The 22,681-nt window shown below is 67.5% G+C and carries 17 protein-coding genes and 2 riboswitches; of the genes, 6 read left to right on the top strand and 11 right to left on the bottom strand.

All coding sequences use genetic code 11. From position 1 onward, the window contains the following. Positions 1-8: 8 nt before the first annotated feature. A complete protein-coding gene (locus AX730_RS16055; protein ID WP_062358209.1) occupies positions 9-797 on the top strand; it encodes a TSUP family transporter in 789 nt (262 codons plus the stop codon). Positions 798-890: 93 nt separating this feature from the next. On the opposite strand, the gene AX730_RS16050 is transcribed toward AX730_RS16055, so the two are convergent. Next, positions 891-2,204, bottom strand: coding sequence for an amidohydrolase (locus AX730_RS16050; protein WP_083537996.1), 1,314 nt, complete (start codon positions 2,202-2,204; stop codon positions 891-893). Between the two features lie 151 nt (positions 2,205-2,355). Here AX730_RS16050 and AX730_RS16045 point away from each other — a divergent pair, with 151 nt between their 5' ends. Continuing rightward, positions 2,356-3,693: an APC family permease gene (locus AX730_RS16045; RefSeq protein ID WP_062358208.1), complete on the top strand. Its 1,338-nt coding sequence runs from the start codon at positions 2,356-2,358 to the stop codon at positions 3,691-3,693. 125 nt (positions 3,694-3,818) lie between these two features. Here AX730_RS16045 and purU read toward each other — a convergent pair whose 3' ends face one another. The 3 genes from purU to AX730_RS19215 all read right to left on the bottom strand — a co-directional run bounded on the left by purU (position 3,819) and on the right by AX730_RS19215 (position 6,344). Then, a complete protein-coding gene (gene purU, locus AX730_RS16040) occupies positions 3,819-4,670 on the bottom strand; it encodes a formyltetrahydrofolate deformylase (RefSeq protein WP_062358207.1) in 852 nt (283 codons plus the stop codon). Between the two features lie 18 nt (positions 4,671-4,688). After that, complete coding sequence (locus AX730_RS16035; RefSeq protein WP_062358206.1) at positions 4,689-5,006, bottom strand: hypothetical protein; 318 nt, start codon at positions 5,004-5,006, stop codon at positions 4,689-4,691. A gap of 75 nt (positions 5,007-5,081) precedes the next feature. Beyond that, entirely contained in the window at positions 5,082-6,344 is a 1,263-nt protein-coding gene (locus tag AX730_RS19215; protein WP_198147224.1) for a serine hydrolase domain-containing protein, read from the bottom strand. A gap of 204 nt (positions 6,345-6,548) precedes the next feature. Between AX730_RS19215 and AX730_RS16025 the strand changes: the two genes are divergently transcribed. From AX730_RS16025 to pncA, 3 genes are all read left to right on the top strand, one after another. Further along, positions 6,549-8,717, top strand: a complete 2,169-nt coding sequence (locus AX730_RS16025; protein ID WP_083537995.1) for a prealbumin-like fold domain-containing protein — start codon at positions 6,549-6,551, stop codon at positions 8,715-8,717. Between the two features lie 79 nt (positions 8,718-8,796). Further along, a riboswitch (cobalamin riboswitch) is annotated at positions 8,797-9,030 on the top strand. A 198-nt stretch (positions 9,031-9,228) separates the two neighbouring features. Beyond that, positions 9,229-11,520, top strand: coding sequence for a 5-methyltetrahydropteroyltriglutamate--homocysteine S-methyltransferase (metE, locus tag AX730_RS16020; protein ID WP_062358202.1), 2,292 nt, complete (start codon positions 9,229-9,231; stop codon positions 11,518-11,520). 85 nt (positions 11,521-11,605) lie between these two features. Beyond that, positions 11,606-12,268, top strand: coding sequence for a bifunctional nicotinamidase/pyrazinamidase (gene pncA / locus AX730_RS16015; RefSeq protein ID WP_083537993.1), 663 nt, complete (start codon positions 11,606-11,608; stop codon positions 12,266-12,268). 123 nt (positions 12,269-12,391) lie between these two features. On the opposite strand, the gene AX730_RS16010 is transcribed toward pncA, so the two are convergent. Next, complete coding sequence (locus AX730_RS16010) at positions 12,392-12,799, bottom strand: acyl-CoA thioesterase (protein WP_062358200.1); 408 nt, start codon at positions 12,797-12,799, stop codon at positions 12,392-12,394. Between the two features lie 188 nt (positions 12,800-12,987). Between AX730_RS16010 and AX730_RS16005 the strand changes: the two genes are divergently transcribed. Continuing rightward, positions 12,988-15,036, top strand: a complete 2,049-nt coding sequence (locus AX730_RS16005; RefSeq protein WP_062358199.1) for a S9 family peptidase — start codon at positions 12,988-12,990, stop codon at positions 15,034-15,036. Positions 15,037-15,190: 154 nt separating this feature from the next. On the opposite strand, the gene AX730_RS16000 is transcribed toward AX730_RS16005, so the two are convergent. The 6 genes from AX730_RS16000 to AX730_RS15980 form a co-directional block, all read right to left on the bottom strand. Then, positions 15,191-16,210, bottom strand: coding sequence for a ribonucleotide-diphosphate reductase subunit beta (locus AX730_RS16000; protein WP_062358197.1), 1,020 nt, complete (start codon positions 16,208-16,210; stop codon positions 15,191-15,193). Between the two features lie 319 nt (positions 16,211-16,529). After that, on the bottom strand, positions 16,530-18,881 hold the full coding sequence (locus AX730_RS15995; protein ID WP_083538008.1) for a ribonucleoside-diphosphate reductase subunit alpha: 2,352 nt from the start codon (positions 18,879-18,881) through the stop codon (positions 16,530-16,532). A gap of 273 nt (positions 18,882-19,154) precedes the next feature. Further along, a riboswitch (cobalamin riboswitch) is annotated at positions 19,155-19,371 on the bottom strand. A gap of 210 nt (positions 19,372-19,581) precedes the next feature. Beyond that, complete coding sequence (gene hglS, locus AX730_RS15990) at positions 19,582-20,946, bottom strand: 2-oxoadipate dioxygenase/decarboxylase HglS (protein WP_062358195.1); 1,365 nt, start codon at positions 20,944-20,946, stop codon at positions 19,582-19,584. A gap of 112 nt (positions 20,947-21,058) precedes the next feature. Next, on the bottom strand, positions 21,059-21,208 hold the full coding sequence (locus AX730_RS18985) for a hypothetical protein (RefSeq protein WP_157074304.1): 150 nt from the start codon (positions 21,206-21,208) through the stop codon (positions 21,059-21,061). An 89-nt stretch (positions 21,209-21,297) separates the two neighbouring features. After that, entirely contained in the window at positions 21,298-21,741 is a 444-nt protein-coding gene (locus tag AX730_RS18980; RefSeq protein ID WP_157074303.1) for a GIY-YIG nuclease family protein, read from the bottom strand. Between the two features lie 25 nt (positions 21,742-21,766). After that, positions 21,767-22,516, bottom strand: a complete 750-nt coding sequence (locus tag AX730_RS15980) for a hypothetical protein (RefSeq protein WP_198147223.1) — start codon at positions 22,514-22,516, stop codon at positions 21,767-21,769. Positions 22,517-22,681 lie beyond the last annotated feature (165 nt).

Below are 22,681 nucleotides of genomic sequence, written 5' to 3'. Positions count from 1 at the left end.
CCGTCCCCATGCCCGACCTCGCCCTGCAGGTGCTCCTGCTGCTGTTCCTCGCCGCCATGCTGGCGGGCTTCATCGACGCCATCGCCGGCGGCGGCGGCATGGTGACGATCCCGGCGATGCTGCTGGCGGGCATTCCGCCGTTGCAGGTGCTGGGCACCAACAAGCTGCAGTCGCTGTTCGGCTCCGGCTCGGCGAGCTGGGCGTATGCGCGGCACGGGCATGTGGATCTCAAGGGCCAGCTGCCGATGGTGCTGACCGCCGCGCTGGGCGCGGTGGGCGGCGCGCTGCTGGCGACGGTGATTCCGGTCGAGTGGCTGAAGTGGGCGCTGCCGTTCCTGCTGGTCGGCATCGCGGTGTACTTCGGGCTGAAGCCCGACATCGGCCACATCGACCGCCACCAGCGCATGCGGCCGCAGGTGTTCGCGCTGACCTTCGTGCCGGCGATCGGTTTCTACGACGGCTTGTTCGGCCCGGGCACCGGCTCGTTCCTGATGCTGGGCTTCGTGGCGCTGGCGGGCTTCGGCATCCTCAAGGCGACCGCGCACACCAAGTTCCTCAACTTCGGCTCCAACCTCGGCGCGTTCGCGGTGTTCCTCGCGCATGGCGCGGTGCTGTGGAAGGTCGGCCTGCTGATGGGCGCGGGCCAGTTCCTCGGCGCGCAGCTCGGCTCGCGCTTCGCGATGAAGCAGGGCGCGCGCATCATCAAGCCGCTGCTGGTCACCGTGTCGATCGCGCTGGCGATCCGCCTGCTGGCGGATCCGCAGCATCCGTTGCGGGTGTGGGTCGCGTCGTTCTGACCCAGCTGTTGTGGGAGCGACGTAAGTCGCGAGCTTTTCGTGTGGCCCGAGGAAGAGCATCGCGACTTACGTCGCTCCCACAACCCTTCTCCCTCAAGGCGTGTGCAGGTAATCCCATGCCACCTGCAGCATCGCCTTGCTGCCGGTCTCCAGCGCCTGTTCGTCGAGCAGGAACTGCGGCGAGTGGTTGATCGGCGCGGTGGCGGGATCGATGCCCTTCGCGGTCGAGCCGACGAAGAAGTAGAAGCCCGGCACGGTGTTGGCGAACTGGGAGAAATCCTCGGCGATGGTCACCGGCGCCACGTCGATCACCTTGTCCTCGCCCACCGCGCGCGCCAGCGATGGCCGCACCCGCTGGGCCAGCGCCGGCTGGTTGATCGTCGCGGGCGCATTGTTGACCACGTGCAGGTCGGCATGGCCCTCACTGGCATGCGCGTAGTCGCCGGCGATGCGGCGGAACCGTGCGATCACGTCCTCGCGCACGGCGGGTTCGAAGGTGCGCAGCGTGCCGACCAGCGTGGCTTCGTCGGGGATGATGTTGAAGCGCACGCCGCTGTTGAACTGGCCCGCGGTCAGGACGACAGGATTGGCGGCGATGTTCACCTGCCTGGCGATCATGCTCTGCGTGCCCAGCAGGATCTGCGCGCCCAGCGTGATCGGGTCCACGCCATCCCACGGCCGCGACCCGTGCGTCTGCTTGCCGCGCACGACAAGCGTCCATTCGTCCGCCGCCGCCATCAACGGCCCGCTGCGGTAGCCCACTGTGCCGATCGGCAGCCCGGCCCACACGTGCAGGCCGAACACCGCGTCGGGGGTGAAGTCCTTGAAGATGCCGTCCTTCAGCATCAACGCCGCGCCGAACACTTCGCCTGCGACCGGCGGGCCTTCCTCGGCCGGCTGGAACACGAACATCACCTCGCCCGGCAGCTCGTCCTTCGCGGCGACCAGCGCCTGCGCGACGCCCATCAGGATCGCGACGTGCGCATCGTGGCCGCAGGCGTGCATCACGCCGACCGGTTGGCCGCGGTAGTCCGCCTTCACCTTCGACGCGAACGGCAGGCCGGTCTGTTCGGTGACCGGCAGTGCATCCATGTCGGCGCGCAGTGCGATGCGCGGGCCGGGCTTCGCGCCCTTCAGCACGGCGACCACGCCGGTCTTGCCGACGCCGGTGCGCACCGTCAGGCCGAGCGAGCGCAGGTGGTCGGCGACGAGCTTCGCCGTGCGTGTTTCCTGTTCGCCGAGCTCGGGATGCTGGTGGAGGTCGCGGCGCCACTGCACGAGCTTGGGCTGCGCCTGTTCCAGGGCGGCGAATGCGGACGATTCCGCGGCATGGGCGGGCGAGGCGAGGACGCCGAACAGGGCGAGCAGGCAGGCGTGGCGCAGGGGCCGGACAGAACGCGTGGGCATCGAGGGGGATGGATCCGGGAAACGGAACCCGATGCTAGCCCGCGGGGCACGCGCGTCCAATGGCGAATCGCCATGAGCGCATGCGGGCCCGTGGCTCGCCATCGCGGTCGTCGCGTGGCAGGCTCGCACTCCTTCCCGCCGCCGTACGCCGATGACCCACGACGCCGACTCCGCTTCCTCCCGCCCGCTGCAGGGCGATGCGGCGCTGCTGCGCGCGGTCGGCAGCCTGGCGCTGGCCGCGGCGGTCATCAACATCATCGTCGGCGGCGGCATCTTCAAGATGCCGGCCGCGCTGTCGGCACAGGTCGGTGCGGCCGCACCGCTGGCGCTGCTGGCCGGCGCGCTGGTGATGGTGCCGGTGGCCCTGTGCTTCGCCGCGATCGGCAGCCGCGCGTCGGCGACCGGTGGTCCCTACACCTATGTCAGTGCGGTGTTCGGCACGCTGCCGGGCTTCCTGGCCGGCGCGCTGATGTGGATCTGCAACGTGGCCTCAAGCGCGGGCGTGGCAGCGGCGCTGTCGCTGCAGGCCGCCAGTCTGTGGCCGATGTTCGCCGCACCGCTGCCGCGCGCGCTGTTGTTGCTGGGCGTGTACGCGGCCATCTACGCACTCAACGCATTCGGCGTGAAGCTGGGCGCGCGCGCGGTGATGGCGCTGGCCACGCTGAAGCTGGTGCCGCTGTTCCTGCTGGTGATCGTCGGGCTCGCCTTCGTCGATACAACCCAGGTCAGTTTCGCGTTCGCCGACGTGCCGTCGTGGACGGCACTGGGCGCGGCGATGGTGATGGTGGTGTTCGCCTATTCCGGCGTGGAGACGGCGCTTATTCCCGGTGGCGAAGTGCGCGACCCCTCGCGTAGCGTGCCGCGCGCGGCGATGAGCGCGATCCTGCTGGTGGTGCTGCTGTACCTGGGCCTGCAGATCGTCTGCCAGGGTGTGCTCGGTCCCGCGCTGGCGAGCAGCAGCGTGCCGATCGCCGAAGCGGCGGGGCGGCTGTGGGATCCGGCGCGCATCGCGCTGCTGGTGACCGCCTGCGTTTCGATGGCGGGCTTCCTGCTCGGCAACCTGCTGGGATCGTCGCGGCTGCTGTTCGCGCTGGGCCGCGACGGTTACCTGCCGCAGGCGTTCGGCCGGGTCAGCGCGACCCATCGAGTGCCGCTGCTGTCGCTGGCCGCGCATGCCGGCATTGCCTGCGTGCTGGCGGTGCTGGGCAACTTCGAGGCACTGGTGCTGATCTCCGGCGGCGCCGTCTGCCTCGTCTACGTGATGGTGGGTATCGCGGCCTGGCGGGCGCAACGCACCGACCTGCGCGAGCGCGGCGAGCCGTTCGTGCTGCGCGGCGGTCCGCTGGTGCCTGGCCTCGCCGTCATCGGCATGCTCGCCATCCTGACCACGCTGAGCACGCGCGAATGGACGGCAATCGGCGTGGCGGTGGTGGTGCTGGCGATCGTGTACGCGGTGCTGGTCGGGCTGCGGCGGCGCAGTAGCACCTGAGCAAAGGCATCGCCTGAGGAGAGGCTGTGGGAGCGACGTAAGTCGCGAGCTTTTCGGTTGCCCAACAAGAGCTCGCGACTTACGTCGCTCCCACAACCGCCTTGGCTCCACGACCAGGTCCGCCGTCAGCGGAACACCACCGTGCGGTGCCCGTTCAACAGGATGCGGTGCTCCACGTGGCGACGCACCGCGCGCGCCAGCACCAGCGATTCGATGTCGCTGCCCATCCGAACCAGCTCTTTCGGCGTCATCGCGTGGTCCACGCGGGCGACATCCTGTTCGATGATCGGGCCTTCGTCGAGGTCGCGCGTCACGTAGTGCGCGGTGGCGCCGATGATCTTGACCCCGCGCTGGTGCGCCTGGTGGTACGGCTTGGCGCCCTTGAAGCTGGGCAGGAAGCTGTGGTGGATGTTGATCGCGCGGCCGGACAGCGCATCGCAGAGGTCGGGCGAGAGGATCTGCATGTAGCGCGCCAGCACCACCAGGTCGATGTTCTCGCGCTCCACCAGGTCGATGATGCGCTTCTCTTGCTCGGCCCGGTTGTCGCCCGACACCGGCAGGTGGTGGAACGCCACGCCGTAGGACTGCGCCAGCGCGGCGAAGTCGTCGTGGTTCGACGCCACACAGGCGATCTCCACCGGCAACTGTCGGCTATGCACGCGGAACAGCAGATCGTTGAGGCAATGGCCCTGCTTGCTGACCAGCACCATCAGCCGCGCCTTGCGGCGCGCGTCGTGCAGCTGCCACTCCATCGCGAATGCCTCGGCCAGCGGCTCGAAGCGCGCGCGCAGGCCGTCGGCAGTGATCGTCGCCGGAAGATCGAAGTGCACGCGCAGGAAGAAGCGGCCGGATTCGTCGTCGCCGAACTGCTGCGCATCGAGGATGTTGCAGCCGGCATCGAACAGCAGGCCGGTGACACGGTAGACGATACCGGTGCGGTCCGGGCAGGACAGCGTGAGGATGTGGTCGCGACGCATGGGGCAGCCGGGTTCGCCTTACTCGCAGCGCGCCGCGGTGATGCGGTTCTGCGCGTCGATGTAGACCCGCAGGCGGTCGCTGCGGGTGTCGTGCTTCACCACGGTCGTGGGGCCGATCGGATTGACCAGGCCGGCGCCGCTTTCGCTCGACAGCTTTCGCAGGGTGGCTTCGTCCGCGGGTTGCCCCACGGCCCAGCCCAGCGAGGCGTCCTTGCAGGTACCGCTGCCGGCGACTTGCGGGCCTGGTGTACTGACGCAGGCGGACAGGGCGAGGGTGGTGGCGATGATGCCAAGGCAACGAAGCGACGGACGGCGGTACGGACGGGTCAAGGCCATGTCAGCGGATCCTGATGCGGGGCAGGATCGCTGTTTAACACATCCAACGACGAGCGCGCTGCGCGGTTGTGGCGGTTACAGGTCGAACGCGAGCAGGTCGTGCCCGGTGGCCGCGCGCACCACGCGCCGGTACAGCACGTTGCCGCTGCCGGCATTGGTCAGCGCGACGAGCGCGCGCTGGCCGCGGGCATCGCCGAGGGCGAAGTTCTTGAAGATGCCGCCGTTGCTGCCCGAGTGGTAGAACACCGGGCCGCGCGGCGTGGCTTCCAGGTTCCAGCCCAGCCCCTTGTCGGTCCAGCGGCCGGGCACGTCGATCTGCTTGGTCAGCATCGCCGTCCGCGTGGCCTCCGTGATCTGCCAGGGTTCGCGTCGTGTACGCACCATCAGCGCCATGAAGCGCGCGTAGTCGCCCGGCGTGGTGCGCAGGCTGGCGGCGGCATTGGCGAGGATGTCGCCGGCCCAGTTCACCAGCCCCTTCGGCGTGATCGCCTGCACGTCCGGCAACGCGCGTGCCGCGTCCTCGTAGCGCCATGCCGACAGCGGCTTTCCCCAGCGGTCGGCGACGATCTGCGCCGCGTTCCATGTGTCGCGCAGCATCTGCGGCGGCATGCCGGTTTCTTCGTCCTCCACGGCGCGGTGGCCGTAGACCGAACGCGCGGCGAGGTCCTTGCTCCACGTATAGCTGCTGTCGCGCATGCCGGCCGGGCCGAACAGAAGCCGCTGCATGGAGGCATCGAGACTTTCGTTGGTCAGTGTCTCCACCACCAGCTGCAGCCAGAAGATCGCTTCGCCGGAATAGTCGATGCGCGTGCCCGGCTTCACGGCGGGCACCAGCGTCTCCTTGGCCGGGTCCTTGCGCCAGTTCGGCAAGCCGGTGGAGTGGCGCAGCACGTCGCGCGCGGTGACCAGGTCCACCCACGGGTGGTCGGCCAGGTAGTCCATCCGCCGGTAGCGCACCAGTGGCGCATCGAGATCGATCACGCCCAGGTCGGCCAGTTGCAGCACCAGGTAGGCGAACACCGGCTTGCTGAGCGACGCGTCCTCGAACAGCGTGCTTTCCACCACCGGCGTCCGTGCTTCCGCATTCATTACGCCGAGGCTGCGCGACCACACCACTTCGCCGCGCTCCACCACCGCCATGCCGATGGCGGGCACGCGCAGCGCCTGCATCAGGCGCGGCAGGTCGGCGAGGAAGGCGTCGGGCGGAATCCAGTTGGCGGCGTCGTCGCAGGCGGCGGCGCGGCCGACATACGGCCAGAGCGTGGCCGTTGTCAGGGCATACAGTGCGGAGCTCGTGAGGAGCTGGCGGCGACGGGGTGACGGGGGGGAATCCAGCATCGGGGCCTGGTCCATGGTCGGGGTGGCATGCAGGGTGACGAATGAGGGCGTACGACCCCTTCCCCCGAAGACAGGCCATGTCCTGTTTCGGGGAATGGTCGCGATTTCTGTTACGTCACCTTTCTGGTGGTGAGAGGAGTACCGCTCGCCATCGGGATGTCGAACGGCCGCAGGTGCGGCCTCACTGCGGGGCGAGGGGAAGTCATGACGGGCAGGATGAGGGGATGGGCGCGTGGTTCGTGGATGCGTGGCGGTGCCGCGCTGCTCGCGCTGGTCGCCGGTGTGCAGGCCAGCCCGGCCTTCGCGCAGTTCAGTTGCGGCAGCGTGTATGCCATCAATGGCGCCGACGGTGACGTATATCTCACTGCGAACAACGGCACGCAAAGCTACGTTGCCACACTGTCGGGCGCGGGCGCAGTGAATGCCTTCGGCATCGGGTCCGGGGGAACCCGCGCCTACGTGGCGACGAGCGGGTCTTCGGGTGGCCAGGTCACCGTGTACAGCATGAGCGGCAGCACGGCGACGGCGCTGAGTACTTCCGGCACGCCCACCCTGCAGTCCGGGATGGGTGGCTTCAACAGCGGCGCAGTGAATCCGGCCAACGGTTTGTTGTATCTGGCGGGTGCCTCCACCAACGCGCTCTCGGCCACCAGTTGGCAGCTGTACGTTTTCAATCCTGCCACGCCTTCTGCGGCGCCGGTCCGGGTGGCGCAGATCACGGGCACCACCGGCAACAACGGCGACATCGCGTTCGACAGCGCGGGCAACCTTTACCTGCTGTCGGGCAATGCGGACAACACCCCTGCCAACCATATCTATCGGATCGGTCAGGTGCCGACCAGCGGGGTTCAGACCTTGCCTGCATCGATCGTTGCACAGGTGGCGGCGGGGAGCGGCGCAGGCAACGTGGGCGGCATCGCCTTCAATGCGGCGGGCGAAATCATGACCAGCATGCAGTCGGGGGGGAACGTGATCCGGCGCTACAACCCGTTGACCGGCGCGCAGATCAGCACAGGGACGGCCAGTGCAGGTGCGGTGAGCGACCTGGCGTCCTGCGCCAGCCCCAACACCATCACGCTGCGCAAGGATCTGCCCGGTGGGCGCTTCGCAACAAATGACCAGTTCACGCTGCAGTTGTCGGGTGGCTCGTCCGGCAGCGTCACCACCTCCGGCACCGCCTCCGGCCTGCAGGCGGCTGTCGTGGGCCCCTTGCTGGGCGGTGTGGACGGGCAGAGCTTCACCATCAATGAAGTTGCCTCCGGGGGGGCGAACCTGGCCAACTACCGGCGCAGTTGGCAGTGCGTGGACGCGGCCAATGGCAATGCGTCGGTGGGGTCGGGCACGACGTTCCCGGGCACATTGAACATCCCCAGCACCACCGGACCCTCCGATGTGGTCTGCACCATCACCAATGCGGTGCCGCCGCGGGTGACGATTCGCAAGATCAGTGTCGGTGGCACCGGCGCCTTCAGCTTCACGGGCACGAATGGCATCGGCAGCCAGACGTTGACCACGACAACGGCAGGGACGGCGGTCAGCGGAACCACGCAGGAGCTCACGACCGCAGGCGTGGCGACGACGATTACCGAGAGCGCGCCACCGACAGGCTATACCCTCACGGCGGCCAGTTGCACCGGCTTGCCTTCGGGCGGCGATGCGACGTTGAACGCGGCAACGCGGACGCTGACGCTCAACGCCGCCGCGACGGCCGCGGGCGCCAACCTGACCTGCACCTTCACCAATACGCGCGGCACCTCGCTGACGCTGGCCAAGACGGTGACCAACGACCACGGGGGGACGCAGCCGGCGTCGGCATGGACGTTGTCCGCCGCAGGTCCCACCTCCATCAGTGGCGCGACCGGCAGCGCAGCGGTGACCAATGCCACGGTCACACCAGGCACGTACACGCTCTCGGAAAGCGCCACGCCGACCGGTTACATCGCCAGCCTCTACAGCTGTGTCCGCAATGGCGGTGCTGCGGTCGTGGGCAACAGCATCACGCTGGCCGCCGGCGACACGGTCATCTGCACGATCAACAACAACGACAGCAACGAAACCGACCTGTCGATCGAAAAGTCCGCGTCACCCGGTCAGGTAGTCAGTGGAAGCCAAGTGACCTTTACGTTGATAGTGCGCAATCTTGGCGTCGCCGCTGCGCACGGAGCGGTCGTACGCGACCCGGCGATGGCAGGCCTCGACTGTGTGGCCTCGGGCCTGCCCGCGCCGACGTGTTCCGCAACGGGAAGCGCCACGTGCCCGAGTCCGTTGACCGCCAGTGGCCTGCAAGCCGGCGCGGCGATCCCGACGTTTCCCAATGGCGGCGTCGTCACCATCGGCCTGACCTGCCGCGTCACCGCCAGCGGCGTGCCGTGACCCAGCGGTGCTGACCTGCTCGCTGCCTTTGGCATCTGACGGCCCGGCAGTCGGGCTTGACCCATCCACGACGGCGGCGTAACGTTCGCCCCGCCAAGGTTTCCATCGCTTTATCCCAATGAAGCGATGGAATTAAAAGGGAAGCCGGTGCGGCCTGTTCGATGGGCCTATTCCGGCGCTGCCCCGCAGCGGTATTTGGAAACGAACCTCGCCAACAGCACTGGTCCACGCGGACCGGGAAGCGGCGGGAAGTAGGCCAGCGCACCCGCGCCCGTCCATGAGCCCGAAGACCTGCCCTGGCCGGAGGACATGACCGTCCTCCGACTGACCTGGAGCTTCCGAGGGGAGGTGGCCGGAGCCCGTGTCCGCGCGCGCCTGCCCGGATGCGTCCTCCTGCGCCCGACTTCGGCACTCCGGCTCGCCCGCGGGGGCGAAGGTCGCTGGCGTGGCGGGCTCCTTTCCGGCGCGCGGTTCCTTCGTTCCTCATCCGCCACGCATGAGGACACGCACCATGACCACCGTTACCACCCTCGGCTTCCCGCGCATCGGCGCGAAGCGCGAGCTGAAAGCCGCCCTGGAAAGCTACTGGCGCGGCGACACCACCGCCGACGACCTGCAAGCCACCGCGCGCGACCTGCGCCATCGCCACTGGCAGCTGCAGCGCGATGCCGGCGCCGATGTGGTGCCGTGCAACGACTTCGCGCTGTACGACCACGTGCTGGACACGGCCTTCCTGTTCGATGCCATCCCCGAGGCGTATCGCACGTTGGCGGACAGCGATCCGCTCGCCGGCTACTTCGCGCTCGCGCGCGGCGTGCAGCGCGACGGTACCGACCTGCGTGCGCTGGAAATGACCAAGTGGTTCGACACCAACTACCACTACCTGGTGCCGGAGCTGCATGCGGGCCAGGATTTCCGCCTGCGCGGCGACAAGCCGGTCGCGGAATTCCTGGAAGCGCGCGCCGCCGGCCACGCGGCGCGACCCGTGTTGCTGGGGCCGGTGAGTTTCCTGTTGCTGGCGAAGACGGTGGATGGCAGCGACCGCCTCGCCCTGCTGGACCGCCTGTTGCCTGTGTATGCGGACCTGCTGTCGAAGCTGCACGATGCCGGCGCCGACTGGGTGCAGATCGATGAGCCTTGCCTGGTGCTCGATCTGGACGACGCTGCGCGCGATGCCTACGTGCGCGCGTATGCCGCGCTCGCGAAAGGCACGCGCCCATCGCTGCTGCTCGCCACCTACTTCGGCCGCCTCGGCGACAACCTGCCGCTGGCCTGCGCGCTGCCGGTCGACGGCCTGCACGTTGACCTCGTCCGCGGCAAGGAACAACTGGACGAGGTGCTGAGACAGCTGCCGAAGGGCCGCGTGCTGTCGGCCGGCCTGGTCGATGGGCGCAACATCTGGCGCACCAACCTCGACAACGCGCTGATCCTAGCGAAGTACGCGCAGGGCCATGTCGGCGACCGCGCGCTGTGGCTGTCGCCGTCGTGCTCGCTGCTGCACGTGCCCGTCGACCTGGCGGGCGAGAAGGCGCTGCCGGTCGACCTGAAGTCGTGGCTGGCATTCGCCCGCCAGAAGATTGAGGAACTGCGCCTGCTCGCCGACGCGCTGCAGGATCCGCGTGCGGCCGATGTCGGCCTCGCGCTGGCGCGCGACCGCATCGAGTCGCGCCGCCAGTCCAGGCGCGTGCATCGTCCCGAGGTCGCGGCGCGGCTGGCGTCGCCGGAGGCGGGCGACATCGACCGTGATTCACCGTATCCGCAGCGCCGCATCGCGCAGGCGACGCTACTCGGGCTGCCCGCGTATCCCACCACCACGATCGGCTCGTTCCCGCAGACCCACGAGGTGCGCGAAGCGCGTGCGCGCAACAAGGGCGGCAAGCTGTCCGATGCCGACTACGAGGCGTTCCTGCGCGAGGAAACCGAGCGTTGCGTGCGCTTCCAGGAAGAGATCGGCATCGACGTGCTGGTGCACGGCGAGTTCGAGCGCAACGACATGGTGGAGTATTTCGGCGAGCAGCTGGATGGCTTCGCGTTCACGAAGAACGGCTGGGTGCAGAGCTACGGCTCGCGCTGCGTCAAACCGCCGGTGATCTACGGCGACGTGTCGCGTCCCGCGCCGATGACGGTGCGCTGGTCGCAGTACGCCCAGTCGCTGACCGACCGGCCGATGAAGGGCATGTTGACCGGGCCGGTAACGGTGTTGCAATGGTCGTTCGTGCGCGACGACCAGACGCGCGCGCAGACGTGCCGGCAGATCGCGCTGGCGCTACGCGACGAAGTGCTGGACCTGGAAGACGCCGGTATCCGCGTCATCCAGATCGACGAGCCCGCCCTGCGCGAAGGGCTGCCGTTGCGTCGCGCCGACTGGCAGGCATACCTCGACTGGGCCGTGGAATGCTTCCGCATCAGCGCCGCCGGCGTCGCCGACGACACCCAGGTGCACACGCACATGTGCTACTCGGAGTTCAACGACATCATCGATGCCGTGGCCGCGATGGACGCCGACGTGATCTCCATCGAGACCTCGCGCTCGCGCATGGAGCTGCTGGAGGCGTTCGTGAAGTTCCGCTATCCCAACGAGATCGGGCCCGGCGTGTACGACATCCACTCGCCGCGCATTCCCACGGGTGGCGAGATGCTCGATCTGCTGGAGAAAGCGCGTGCGGTGCTGGCGCCCGAACAGATCTGGGTCAATCCGGATTGCGGGCTGAAGACGCGTGGCTGGCCGGAAGTGCGCACGGCGCTGGAACGCATGGTGCGGGCAGCGCATGCGTTGCGCCGCGAGACGGCACAGGCTGCATGAGGCAGGGCAGGCCCCGGCCCGTGCCGGGGCTTGCCCGTCATTGCGCTCGCGCAACGTCGTCGGGCGGTGCGCCTGCTAGGCTGCAATGCCCCGCTATCGCCGCGTGATCGTGATGTCGTCCCCGTTGCCTGCTTCCACCGCCCTGCTGGTGATCGACCTGCAGCCCGACTTCATGCCGGGCGGCGCGCTGGCCTGCCACGACGGCGACGCCATCGTGCCGGGCATCGCCGCGCTGCTCGCATCGCGACGCTACGCCACGGTGGTGGCGACGCAGGACTGGCATCCCGCCGGGCATGCGTCCTTTGCGTCGAGCCACGCAGGACATTCGCCGTTCGACACGATCGCGCTGCACGGCCAGCCGCAGGTGCTGTGGCCGGACCATTGCGTGCAGGGTACGTCCGGCGCAGCGCTGGCTGCCGGCGTCGACTGGACGCCCGCCGACCTGATCCTGCGCAAGGGCACGCGGCCGCAGGTGGATTCGTACAGCGCCTTTCGCGAGAACCATGGACCCGACGGCACGCGCCCGACCACGGGCCTCGCCGGCTGGCTGCGCGAGCGCGGCATCGAGGAAGTGCATGTCTGCGGACTGGCGCGCGACTACTGCGTGCTGTGGTCGGCGCAGGATGCAGCCGCGGCCGGATTCCGCGTGCGCTTCCTGTGGGACCTCACCCGGCCGGTCACGCCATCAGGCGATGCGCCGACGCGCGCTGCGCTGGACGCCGCCGGTATCGCGATCGACCGAGCGTAACGCGTAGGGCGGGCCCAGGCCCGCCATTGCCATGTAGGCGCTTGCGATGGCAAGTATCGGAGCGAGCGCCTTCGATCATCATCCATGTGATCCATACCGCACGACGGCGGGCTTGAGCCCGCCCTACGGGGTGGGCGTCAGCGGCGGCGCTTGCGTCGACCGGCCCAGCGGATCGAGCGCGATCATCACGAAGTGGCCACGCGTGCACAGCTTGCGCTCGCCGCTGATCAGGTCTTCGGTGATCACGTCGACATCGACATTCATCGAACTGCGTCCGACCTTGACGATGCGGGCCACCACTTCGACCAGGTCGCCCTTGTGGATCGGCTGGTTGAAGTCCACCTGTTCCGAACGCGCGGTCACCACGGTGGCGCGCGCATAGCGCGACGCGGCGATGAACGCCGACATGTCCATCCATGCCAGCGCCTGGCCACCGAACAGTGTGCCCAGATGGTTGGTGTGGTCGGGGAAGACCATGTGCAGCAATCGCGCCTCAGTGGGGCGTGATTCGGCGTTGGGGAGTTCTGACATCGGGGTGCTCCGGTTCGTATCTCGCTGTCGCAAGGATAGCGTGGAGATGTCGTGGGCTGGTGCAGGAGCGACGTCCGTCGCGACCGCATGGCATCGTTGTACGTCGGATCGTGATCGCGATTGACGCCGCTCCCACGACAGAAGGCGATGCGTTGCGTGGACGGCGCGGCCACGGGTAGGCTGCGGGCATGAAGACCACCCTCTCTTTCGCGCTGGCCGCGACGCTCGCCTCCGCCTGCCTGGTTCCCGCGTTCGCGAAGGAGCCCATCAAGGCGGAAGACATCTACGCCCTCTCGATGGTGACCAGTCCGGTCGTCGCACCCGACGGCAAGCGCGTGCTGTTCACCCGCGCCGCCTTCGACCGCGCGCAGGATCGCCGCACCGGCGAACTGTGGCTGGCGCATCTAGACGAGCACGGCGCCATCATCGACCAGCGCCTGCTGGTGGCGCGCGATGTCGGTCCGCGCGATGCCGTGTTCTCGCCCGATGGCCGTCGCATCGCCTATGTCGCGACGTCCATCGACAAGCCGCAGGTCTTCGAGATGGTGCTGGCCGACGGTGTAGGCCGACCGCTGACGACCGGCGAGTTGGCGCCCGGCACCCTGCGCTGGTCGCCCGATGGCACCCGCATCGCCTTCATCGGCAGGGAAGAGGCCAAGCCGGCGTCGATTCCGGGCATGCCCGAAAAGCCGAAAGGCGCCGAATCGGCAGCGGATGCGAAGATCGTCACCGACCTGTTCTGGCGGGCCGATGGTACCGGCGAGATCAAGCCCGGTGCCAATCACCTCTACACGGTGACGGTGGCGACTGCGGCGATCACCCGGCTGACCCAGGGCGAGACGAACCAGATCGACAAGACGGGCATCGTCTGGCTGCCGGATGGCCGGCACGTGGTCGGCAGCTACACGGCCGACCCGATCAACGGCCCGCTCGAAAGCGATCTGTATCTCTACGACGCCGCGGGCAAGGCCGCGAAGCAGCGGCTGACCTCGCGCGCCGGCAGCGAGTACGCGCCGGAGGTATCGCCCGATGGCCGTCGGATCGCGTTCCTGGGCAGCGAGGCTTCCGCGAACTTCTACGACATGCCGCGCCTGTGGACGACCGGGCCGACGCCAGGTGCATCGATCCATGCACTGGCCGCCGACCTTGATCGTCCGGTGGCGGGCATGCTCTGGCGCGAAGACAGCGCGGCCCTCCACACCCTGTACTACGACCGGGGCGTGCAGCGCATCGCGACGATCGTCGCCATCACCGGCGCGCGCAGCGAGGTGGTGAACAGCGTCGGCGGCACGCGGCTGTACCTGCCGTCGTCGGGCGGGCAGTTCTCCGCGGCGCGGGGCACGTTCGCCTACACCTCCAGCTTCGCCGACCGACCCGCCGGCCTGGGCGTGAGCCGCGGCCAGGGCGAGACCGGCGCCATCGATTTCAATCGCGCGTGGGCCGATGGCAAGTCGTCCGCGGGGATCGAGGAAGTCACGGTGGTCAGCCGTGCCGGCGGCCTGCCGGTGCAAGGCTGGATCGCCTTCCCACCCGACTTCAGTACCAACAAGCGCTACCCGCTGATCCTCGACATCCACGGCGGCCCGAACACCGACTACGGTCCGTTCTTCTCGATCACCCACAGCCTCTATGCGGCGGCGGGCTACATCGTGGTGTTCGCCAATCCGCGCGGCTCGATCGGCTACGGCGAGCGCTTCGCCAATGCGATCACCAACGCGTATCCCGGCCAGGACCACGACGACCTGATGTCGATCGTGGACGAAGTCGCGAAGCGCCCCTATGTCGACGGCAGGAATTTGTTCATCGGCGGCGGCTCCGGCGGCGGCGTGCTGACGCTGTGGGGCATCGGCAAGGAGCCGGACAAGTTCCGCGCGGCGGTGGCGCTGCGTCCTGTAGTGGACTGGACCGACCAGGTCACTACCGCCGACCTGCCGGCCTTCTTCATGAAGCACTGGATGGGCGCCGCGCCGTGGGACAAGCCGGGCGTCTACTTCGAACGCTCGCCCTACCGCCTGGCAGGCCAGATGAAGACGCCGACCATGCTGATCACCGGCGAGCAGGACTTCCGCACGCCGATGAGCCAGACCGAGCAGATGTTCGGTGCGCTGAAGCTGCGCGGCGTCGAGGTCGAGATGGTGCGACTGCCCGGCGCCGGCCATGGCATGGGGCGTCCCAGCCAGTGGCTGCAATCGGTGCTCGCGCCGATCGATTTCTTCAACCGGCACAAGGCGAAGTAACGGCAGCAGCGCTTGTCGTGGGAGCGACGTCAGTCGCGATCGCACGAATGAATCGCCCGGAGATCCTGGGATGTCCGGGCAGTGAAGGGCTAACGGAGCTTCATTGCTGCGGTCGCGACTCACGTCGCTCCCGCAACGGGTGACGAAATCCGCCTCAGAACGCGTGGTCGAAGCCCACCTCGCCCTGCACGCCCAACTGGTAGGCGGACACGCGGCGCTCGAAGAAGTTGGTCAGCTCCTGCACGTCCTGCAGCTCCATGAAGGGCAGCGGGTTGCGCACGTCGTAGCGCTTCGGCATGCCGAGCTTGGCGAAGTGCTGGTCGGCGCAGTGCTGCAGGTACTGGCGCATGTCGCGCGTGGAGATGCCGGCCACGCCACCGGACAGCACGTCCTCGGCGAACTGCACCTCGCACTCGATCGCCTCTTCCAGCATGTCGTAGACCTGCTGCTGCATGCGGTCGTCGAACAGGTCCGGTTCTTCCTCGCGCACGGTGCGCACGCACTCGAACGCGAATTCCATGTGACAGCTCTCGTCGCGGAACACCCAGTTGGTGCCCGAGGCCAGGCCCGGCAGCAGGCCGCGCGAGCGGAAGTAGTACACGTAGGCGAACGCGGCGAAGAAGAACAGGCCTTCGATGCAGGCCGCGAAGCAGATCTGGTTGAGCAGGAACTGGCGGCGCTGGTCGCGCGTCTCGATCCGGCGCAGGTCCTGGATCGAATCGATCCACTTGAAGCAGAAGTCGGCCTTCTTCTTGATCGCCGGGATGTTCTCCACCGCCGCGAACGCCTTGAAGCGCTCGGACGGGTCCGGCAGGTAGTTGTCCAGCAGCGTCAGGTAGAACTGCACGTGCAGGGCTTCTTCGTACAGCTGCCGCGACAGGTACATGCGCGCCTCGGGCGCGTTGAGGTGCTGGTACAGGTTCAGCACCAGGTTGTTCGACACGATGGAATCGCCGGTAGCGAAGAAGGCGACCAGCCGGTGGATCAGGTGGCGGTCGGCCGGCGTCATCTTCGAGTGCAGGTCGGTGATGTCGATCTGGAAGTTGATCTCCTCCACCGTCCAGGTGTTCTTGATGGCGTCGCGGTACATGTCATAGAACTGCGGGTAGCGCATCGGGCGCAACGTCAGTTCGAAACCGGGATCGAGCAGCATCTGCTTGGGTTGTGCGGACATGGTGCGGTGTTCTCGTGGTTCTCCTTCTCCCTTCGGGAGAAGGTGCCCGTAGGGCGGATGAGGGGTGCCGCAGTCGCTTATCGGCAGTTGCATGCCAAAGCGAGCCACAGCGAGTGGAGGAGGTGAACAGCCGGATGGCCACCCGTCATGACTCGCTGCGGCTCGCTGAACATCATTGAGTCACAACGGCTATCGAGGCGCCCCCAACCCCTCTCCCGGGGGAGAGGGGCTCGAAATCAGAAGCTGGCGCATCCATGCGCCGGGAACCTCCGTGTTCCTGTTTCCAGGGTCCGTCGATCGTGTCGACGTGGGGGATGCGTTACTGGCAGGCCTCGCAGGCTTCCGGGTTCTCCAGCGAGCAGGCGATCGCTTCGGTCGGTGTGTACTCGCGCTTGGGTTCGGTGGCCGCAACGGTGCTGACCGTGGTCTTGGCGATCTTCGTCGCCGGGCGCGAACGCAGGTAGTACGTGGTCTTGATGCCCTGCTTCCACGCGTACATGTACATGGACGACATCGCGCCGATGTTCGGGCTTTCCATGAACAGGTTGAGCGAGGCGGACTGGTCGATGAAGGCACCGCGGCCGGCGGCCATGTCGATCAGCGAGCGCATCGGCAGTTCCCATGCGGTGCGGTAGACCTGCTGCAGCGCTTCCGGCACCTGCGCCAGGCCCTGCACAGAACCCTCGGACAGCTTGATCGCGTCGCGCGTTTCCGGCGTCCACAGGCCCAGCTTCTTCAGCTCGTCCACTAGGTAGCGGTTGACCTGCAGGAAGTCGCCCGACAGCGTCTCGCGCTTGAACAGGTTGGACACCTGCGGCTCCACGCATTCGTAGCAGCCGGCGATCGACGCGATGGTCGCGGTCGGCGCGATGGCGATCAGCAGCGAGTTGCGCAGGCCATGCTCCTTGATGCGCTCGCGCAGCGCGTCCCAGCGCTCGGCGTTCTCCGGCACGACGTTCCAGGCGTCGAACTGCAGCTCGCCGTTCGCGGCGCGGGTGTCGGCGAAGGACGGGTGGCGGCCGCGTTCCTGCGCCAGTTCCACCGAGGTTTCCAGCGCGTGGAAATAGATGGTCTCGGCGATCTTCGCCGACAGCGTGCGTGCTTCGGCGCTGTCGAACGGCAGGCGCAGCTTGAAGAACACGTCCTGCAGGCCCATGCAGCCCAGGCCGACCGGGCGCCAGCGCAGGTTGCCGCGGCGTGCGGTTTCGATCGGATAGAAGTTCAGGTCGATCACGCGGTCCAGCTGGCGCACGGCCAGGCGCACGGTCTCGGCCAGCTTGTCGAAATCGAACCAGATGCGGCCGTTGTCCGGATCGCGGTCGAAGTGCTTGGCCAGGTTGATCGACCCCAGGTTGCACACCGCGGTCTCTTCGGCCGAGGTGACCTCGAGGATCTCGGTGCACAGGTTGGACAGGTGGATGACGTTGCCGGCGCGCAGGGTCTGGTTGCTGGCGGCGTTGCACTTGTCCTTGAACGTCATCCAGCCGTTGCCGGTCTCGGCCAGCGTGCGCATCATCCGGCCATACAGCTTGCGGGCCGAGGTGGTCTTCATCGCCTTGCCCTGCGCCTCGGCCTGCACGTAGGCGCGCTCGAAGGCGTCGCCGTACAGGTCGGTCAGCTCCGGAGTCACGCGCGGATCGAACAGCGACCATTCCTGGTCGGCCTCGACGCGCTTCATGAAGAGGTCCGGCACCCAGTTGGCCAGGTTGAGGTTGTGCGTGCGGCGCGCTTCGTCGCCGGTGTTGTCGCGCAGCTCGAGGAAGTCCTCGATGTCGGCGTGCCAGGTTTCCAGGTACACGCAGGCCGCGCCCTTGCGCTTGCCGCCCTGGTTGACCGCCGCGACCGAGGAATCCAGCGTCTTCAGCCACGGCACGATGCCGTTGCTGTGGCCGTTGGTGGACTTGATCAGCGAACCGCGCGAACGCACGCGGGTGTAGCTGACGCCGATGCCGCCGCTGAACTTGCTCAGCTGGGCGATATCGCCGTATTTGGCGTAGATGGACTCCAGCGTGTCCTGCGGCGAATCCAGCAGGAAGCACGAGGACAGCTGCTCGTGCGTGGTGCCGCTGTTGAACAGCGTCGGCGAGCTGGGCAGGTAGTCCAGGTTGCCCATGCGGCGGTACAGCGCCAGCGCTTCCGGCACGTCCTCGCTCAGCGCGCAGGCGATGCGCAGGAAGAACTGCTGCGGCGTCTCGATCACCTTGCGCGTGTGCGGGTGGCGCAGCAGGTAACGGTCGTACAGCGTGCGCAGGCCGAAGTAGTCGAAGTGCAGGTCGAGCGAGGCGTCCAGCGCATCGTTGAGCTTGCGCGCATTGGTCTGCACGAAGTTCAGCAGGCGGTCGTTGATCAGGCCGACCTCGTGGCCGCGTGTCACCGACTGCGAGAACGCATGGATCTCCTGGCCGGTGACTTCCTTGGCGATGTAGGCCGCCAGCAGGCGCGCGGCCAGGCGGCTGTATTCGGGCTCTTCGCCGGTCAGCAGCGCGGCGGTACGGATCGACAGTTCATCCAGTTCGCGCGTGCTGGCGCCGTCGTACAGGCCGGAAATGGTGCGGGTGGCCACGCGCATCGGGTCGATGGCGTGCAGGCCTTCGCAGTTGCGCTGCACCGCGCGCACGATCTTGTTGAGGTCCACCGGCTCGCGGCCGCCGTTGCGCTTGGTCACGCTCATCGCGGTGGCGGTGGGCGGCGGGGTCAGCGAGAACGCGTCCTTCTGGGACGGGGTGGTGCCGGCGTCGGCGACGGCGCTGTCGATCTGGGTCACGAAATTCCTCCATGCGTGGTGCACGCGGCGGCCCGTCCCTCGCGGGGTCGCGCAAGGCCGGATGGAGATCAACAGTGGGGAAGCGGCGTCGCAGGGAGCGAGACCACGCAGACGGACTGCGGGTGCCCTGCTTCGCCAGCCATCTCCCCCCGGAGAATCCGCGGCCGGCACCGCGCGGTGTGCAACGCGCGGCTGTCGGCAGGTCTTCGGACTCATGGGCACGGAAGGCAGGCCTTCCTCCTAGTCCGCCGCTTCCCGAGGCTGGGCCTCAGTGCTGTGTGGCGGGGTCGTTCCCAATTACCGCTGCGGGGCAGTGCCGGAGTGGCGCGAGGCGTCACCGGCTTCCCTTTTCATCCGGAGGCTAGCCACCGCCGGAACCGACAGCCACAAGATAGTGGGGGGTCCGGGAAGCGTCAACACCAAATGTTGTGTGGAACAGCGGGTGACCGTGCGGTGCGGGTTTCACGGATTGGCGACGTGCCGCACCACCTCGTAGGGCGGGCCCGGGCCCGCCGTCGCAGGCGTTCGGTGCCGTGGCAGCGGGACGACGACGTCATTCGCTTCGCATCGCGAGGCCCGACATGGCAATGGCGGGCCTGGGCCCGCCCTACGACCGCAGCGAGGCGATCGAGGCGTCCTGCGCCTGCGCGTACAGCGCGAACGGGTCGTGGATGGTCGCGCCCAGCGCCGCCTCGAAGGCGTCCTGGTTGGCATGCGCGTCGTACGCGCGCTGTTCGCCGCCGCCCAGGTTGGACTGGAAGATGCCCGCGGCGCTGACCGGCAGGAAGTCCTCGTAGACGATCGGATCGACGACGGCGTGGCCGGCCTCGACCAGCGCGTCCGGCGTCATCGCCGCGCGCTCGGTGGCCGGCAGGGCGGTGCCGCGCTCGGTCAGGCGGTAGCGGAAGTAGCCCAGGCCCTGCTGGCGCAGCAGGGTCTCGTCGTCCGGGAACGCGGCGAACGCCGCCGCCAGCCGTTGCGGATAGTCGGCCGAGGTGTTGCCGGCGCCACCGGCCTGGCGTACGTCGGCCAGCAGACGGTCGTAGAGCTCGCGTCCGGTCGGCGTCAGCGCCAGGCCGCGCTGTTCGATCTCGCCGAAGCGCGCGCTGTGGCTGCCGGGCACCAGCGTGCCGGTGGCGTCGGGGAACGCGACTTCCTCTTCCAGTGCCTTGAAGCTGGTCTGGCGCAGCAGGATCGGCACCGCGCGCCGCGGCGGGCCTTCGATCTGCGCCTTGGCCTGGATGCCGCGTGCCAGCATCGCCGCCTGTGCGGCGTCGATGTCCAGCGTGCGCGGGGTCAGGTGGTTGATGTGCGGGCCGCGGAAGCTGACCACGTCGGCGACCAGGCGGTGCAGGCCGAGCAGCGCGCGATAGGTCTCCAGCGGCACGGTCGCGTCGCCGTGCCAGCGGAAGGTTTCCAGCACCTCGGCGACGAAGCGCTGCGCATCGGCGTCGTCCAGTCCGCCGTCGCGTTCGGCCTGCGCCACCAGCGCGCGTGCGCCGGCGGTGAAGATGTCGCGCCTGGCGAGGATTTTTTCTGCTTCCGCGCGCAGTGCTTCGTCCGCGATCAGCTCCAGCCGCAGCAGCGAGGTGAAGATGCGGAACGGATTGGCGGCCAGCGCCGCCTCGGTCAGTGGGCGGAACGCGGTGGCGTGCACCGGCACGCCGGCCACGGTCAGGTCGTAGTAGCCGACCGGATGCATGCCCATCAGCGCGAACACGCGGCCGAGCATCGCCAGCTCGGCCGGCGTGCCGACGCGGATGGCGCCGTGGCGCTCCAGGTCCAGCCGCTCCGTCTCCGCATTGCGCTGCAGGCGTGCCGCCAGGCCGGTGTCCCGCTGCAACGTCGCGTCGTTGATCTCGCCCACCAGCTCGATCAGGTCGCCGTACAGCGGTACCTCGGTGCGGTACATGTCGGACATGGCCTGGGCGAACAGGCTGCGGATGCGGTCGGGCGTAACGAAGGCGGTCATGGGGCTCGGCAGGCGGGCGGCGTGGGGCCGCCGTGGGCGCGTATTGTCGCCGGCTGCGCGCGCGCGGGCCAGTTTCCCTCGCTCCGTGAAGCAGGGGAAAGGGGGCGATGCGTCAGCGCGTGATCCGCACCGCCGCCAGCGCTTCCTGCAAACGCGCACGCGCGGCCGCTTCGTCGAACGGTGCCGTGGCGGGCGGGTCGTAGACCTCCGGGCGGGTGCCGGCGACCAGCAGGTCGATGGCGATGCAGCACTCGTTGCGCACGTGGCGGTACGCCTCGACCGAGATGAGCCATCGTCTTGTTCAAACCGCGCAGTGAAGTGGCAGCGGTGTGAATGAATTTCCAGGTCGCACTACGAAGATCGCCCATTCTTGTTGAGCGATGGATTGAGGCGCTGAACCAAGAATTCCTCGAGTGCAGGCGCTTCCCAGGTTGCGTCATCAGGGACTGCCACCGTCATTAGATAGCGTGGGGTTATGCTCCAGTCGCCCTTGATGCGACACGTGCGCTCCGGCGTGTAGCCAAAGTAGGAGCTGAGGCGCGTGCCCAAGAAGCTATTCATGGAGCTCTTGCCAACATACAAAAGCCTCATGTCCGAACCGAAGATCGCATACACACCAGCATTGGAGGAATTTGGCCATGACTCTGGCCATTTGTACGCAACATCTGTAGCGCCGGACTGTGTCTCCGGGAGGAGATCGTAGATGCCTGAGATGTTGTAGGCGGCAAGTCCATCCCTCCTGTGCTCGGAAATGTATCGTTGAACCTGGTCCAGGAAATCGTGATTGTTCGCCATGTCTGGTGCTCTCCAAAAATACTGCCTATGAGTCGGTCTGTTCGACATTCTGTAGCTCAGTCAAGGTCCTCTCAAGCTCATCCAGCTTGCGAGCGACTGCCGCGTGTGCGCACTGGACCAATGCCGAGCGAACCGGCGCTCTCGGATGGAAAACCCCGGGGCCGTCCGACATCACGAGCAGCGTCGCGGCGCGTCGTTGGACCCATAGCTCCATTCCAAGAAACGAGGGTGTGCGTTTTGTGGCCGCGAACGCCAGTTCGTATAGCCATCGCTTACCATGCCCTCCCGCTCCGCTGATTACCACACAGATATACGCCCAGAACAAACGGGCGGGCTCTTCCTGGGGAATCCACGGCGACCAGTCTCCTTCGAGCCTGTGGTGATCGTTCTCGATGACGAAGTAACGATTCGCGACCTCCGCCAGAAATGCATCCGCGGCAGCCTGATGTCTGGAGAGGTCGAAAGGGACCATGTTGAAGTCGCCGAGCATAGGCAGGAAGGCGGCGTCGGGAACGGTTTCCGCCAGTGGCTTTACGAGCGCTTGCCATGTTGGGGGCGGAATCTGATGGCTGATGGCCTGATTGCGAGTCCAGTGGATGTACCCGTCCAACTCGCGTCCCAAGGCGATCAGCATCTCGATCTCGCTTGGATCACTAAGCTCAGAGTAGTAGATATGCCAGTCTGCCGTCTCCATTAAACCGATGCATCTTTCAGCAAAGAACGAGCCGGAGGATTGACCATTGAAGTAGATATCTTCGATGCAAAATCCACACACGGACATGTTCCTTTGAGTTCGATATCACCCGACCTTGGGCGGAATGTCAGTCCAGCCAGCGGCCGGACGGGGTTATCCGGGGTGAGAGGCTGATGCGAGGCGATCTCAAGGCATGAGATCGGCTGGCGGGCTCCAGACTTCCCTTGCCCCGCGTGCGGAGAGAGG

The sequence above is a fragment of the Pseudoxanthomonas mexicana genome (assembly GCF_001556105.1).
GTDB classification, from domain to species: Bacteria; Pseudomonadota; Gammaproteobacteria; order Xanthomonadales; family Xanthomonadaceae; genus Pseudoxanthomonas_A; species Pseudoxanthomonas_A mexicana_A.
Note: the sequence above shows the minus strand (reverse complement) of the source record. Positions and strands in the feature narration are given on the sequence as shown.

Excerpts from the sequence above, each read along its gene's own strand:
- AX730_RS16055 (WP_062358209.1), top strand. The coding sequence starts at position 9 with ATGCCCGACCTCGCCCTGCAGGTGCTCCTGCTGCTGTTCCTCGCCGCC.
- AX730_RS16050 (WP_083537996.1), bottom strand. The coding sequence starts at position 2,204 with ATGCCCACGCGTTCTGTCCGGCCCCTGCGCCACGCCTGCCTGCTCGCC.
- AX730_RS16045 (WP_062358208.1), top strand. The coding sequence starts at position 2,356 with ATGACCCACGACGCCGACTCCGCTTCCTCCCGCCCGCTGCAGGGCGAT.
- purU (WP_062358207.1), bottom strand. The coding sequence starts at position 4,670 with ATGCGTCGCGACCACATCCTCACGCTGTCCTGCCCGGACCGCACCGGT.
- AX730_RS16035 (WP_062358206.1), bottom strand. The coding sequence starts at position 5,006 with ATGGCCTTGACCCGTCCGTACCGCCGTCCGTCGCTTCGTTGCCTTGGC.
- AX730_RS19215 (WP_198147224.1), bottom strand. The coding sequence starts at position 6,344 with ATGCTGGATTCCCCCCCGTCACCCCGTCGCCGCCAGCTCCTCACGAGC.
- AX730_RS16025 (WP_083537995.1), top strand. The coding sequence starts at position 6,549 with ATGACGGGCAGGATGAGGGGATGGGCGCGTGGTTCGTGGATGCGTGGC.
- metE (WP_062358202.1), top strand. The coding sequence starts at position 9,229 with ATGACCACCGTTACCACCCTCGGCTTCCCGCGCATCGGCGCGAAGCGC.
- pncA (WP_083537993.1), top strand. The coding sequence starts at position 11,606 with ATGCCCCGCTATCGCCGCGTGATCGTGATGTCGTCCCCGTTGCCTGCT.
- AX730_RS16010 (WP_062358200.1), bottom strand. The coding sequence starts at position 12,799 with ATGTCAGAACTCCCCAACGCCGAATCACGCCCCACTGAGGCGCGATTG.
- AX730_RS16005 (WP_062358199.1), top strand. The coding sequence starts at position 12,988 with ATGAAGACCACCCTCTCTTTCGCGCTGGCCGCGACGCTCGCCTCCGCC.
- AX730_RS16000 (WP_062358197.1), bottom strand. The coding sequence starts at position 16,210 with ATGTCCGCACAACCCAAGCAGATGCTGCTCGATCCCGGTTTCGAACTG.
- AX730_RS15995 (WP_083538008.1), bottom strand. The coding sequence starts at position 18,881 with ATGAGCGTGACCAAGCGCAACGGCGGCCGCGAGCCGGTGGACCTCAAC.
- hglS (WP_062358195.1), bottom strand. The coding sequence starts at position 20,946 with ATGACCGCCTTCGTTACGCCCGACCGCATCCGCAGCCTGTTCGCCCAG.
- AX730_RS18980 (WP_157074303.1), bottom strand. The coding sequence starts at position 21,741 with ATGGCGAACAATCACGATTTCCTGGACCAGGTTCAACGATACATTTCC.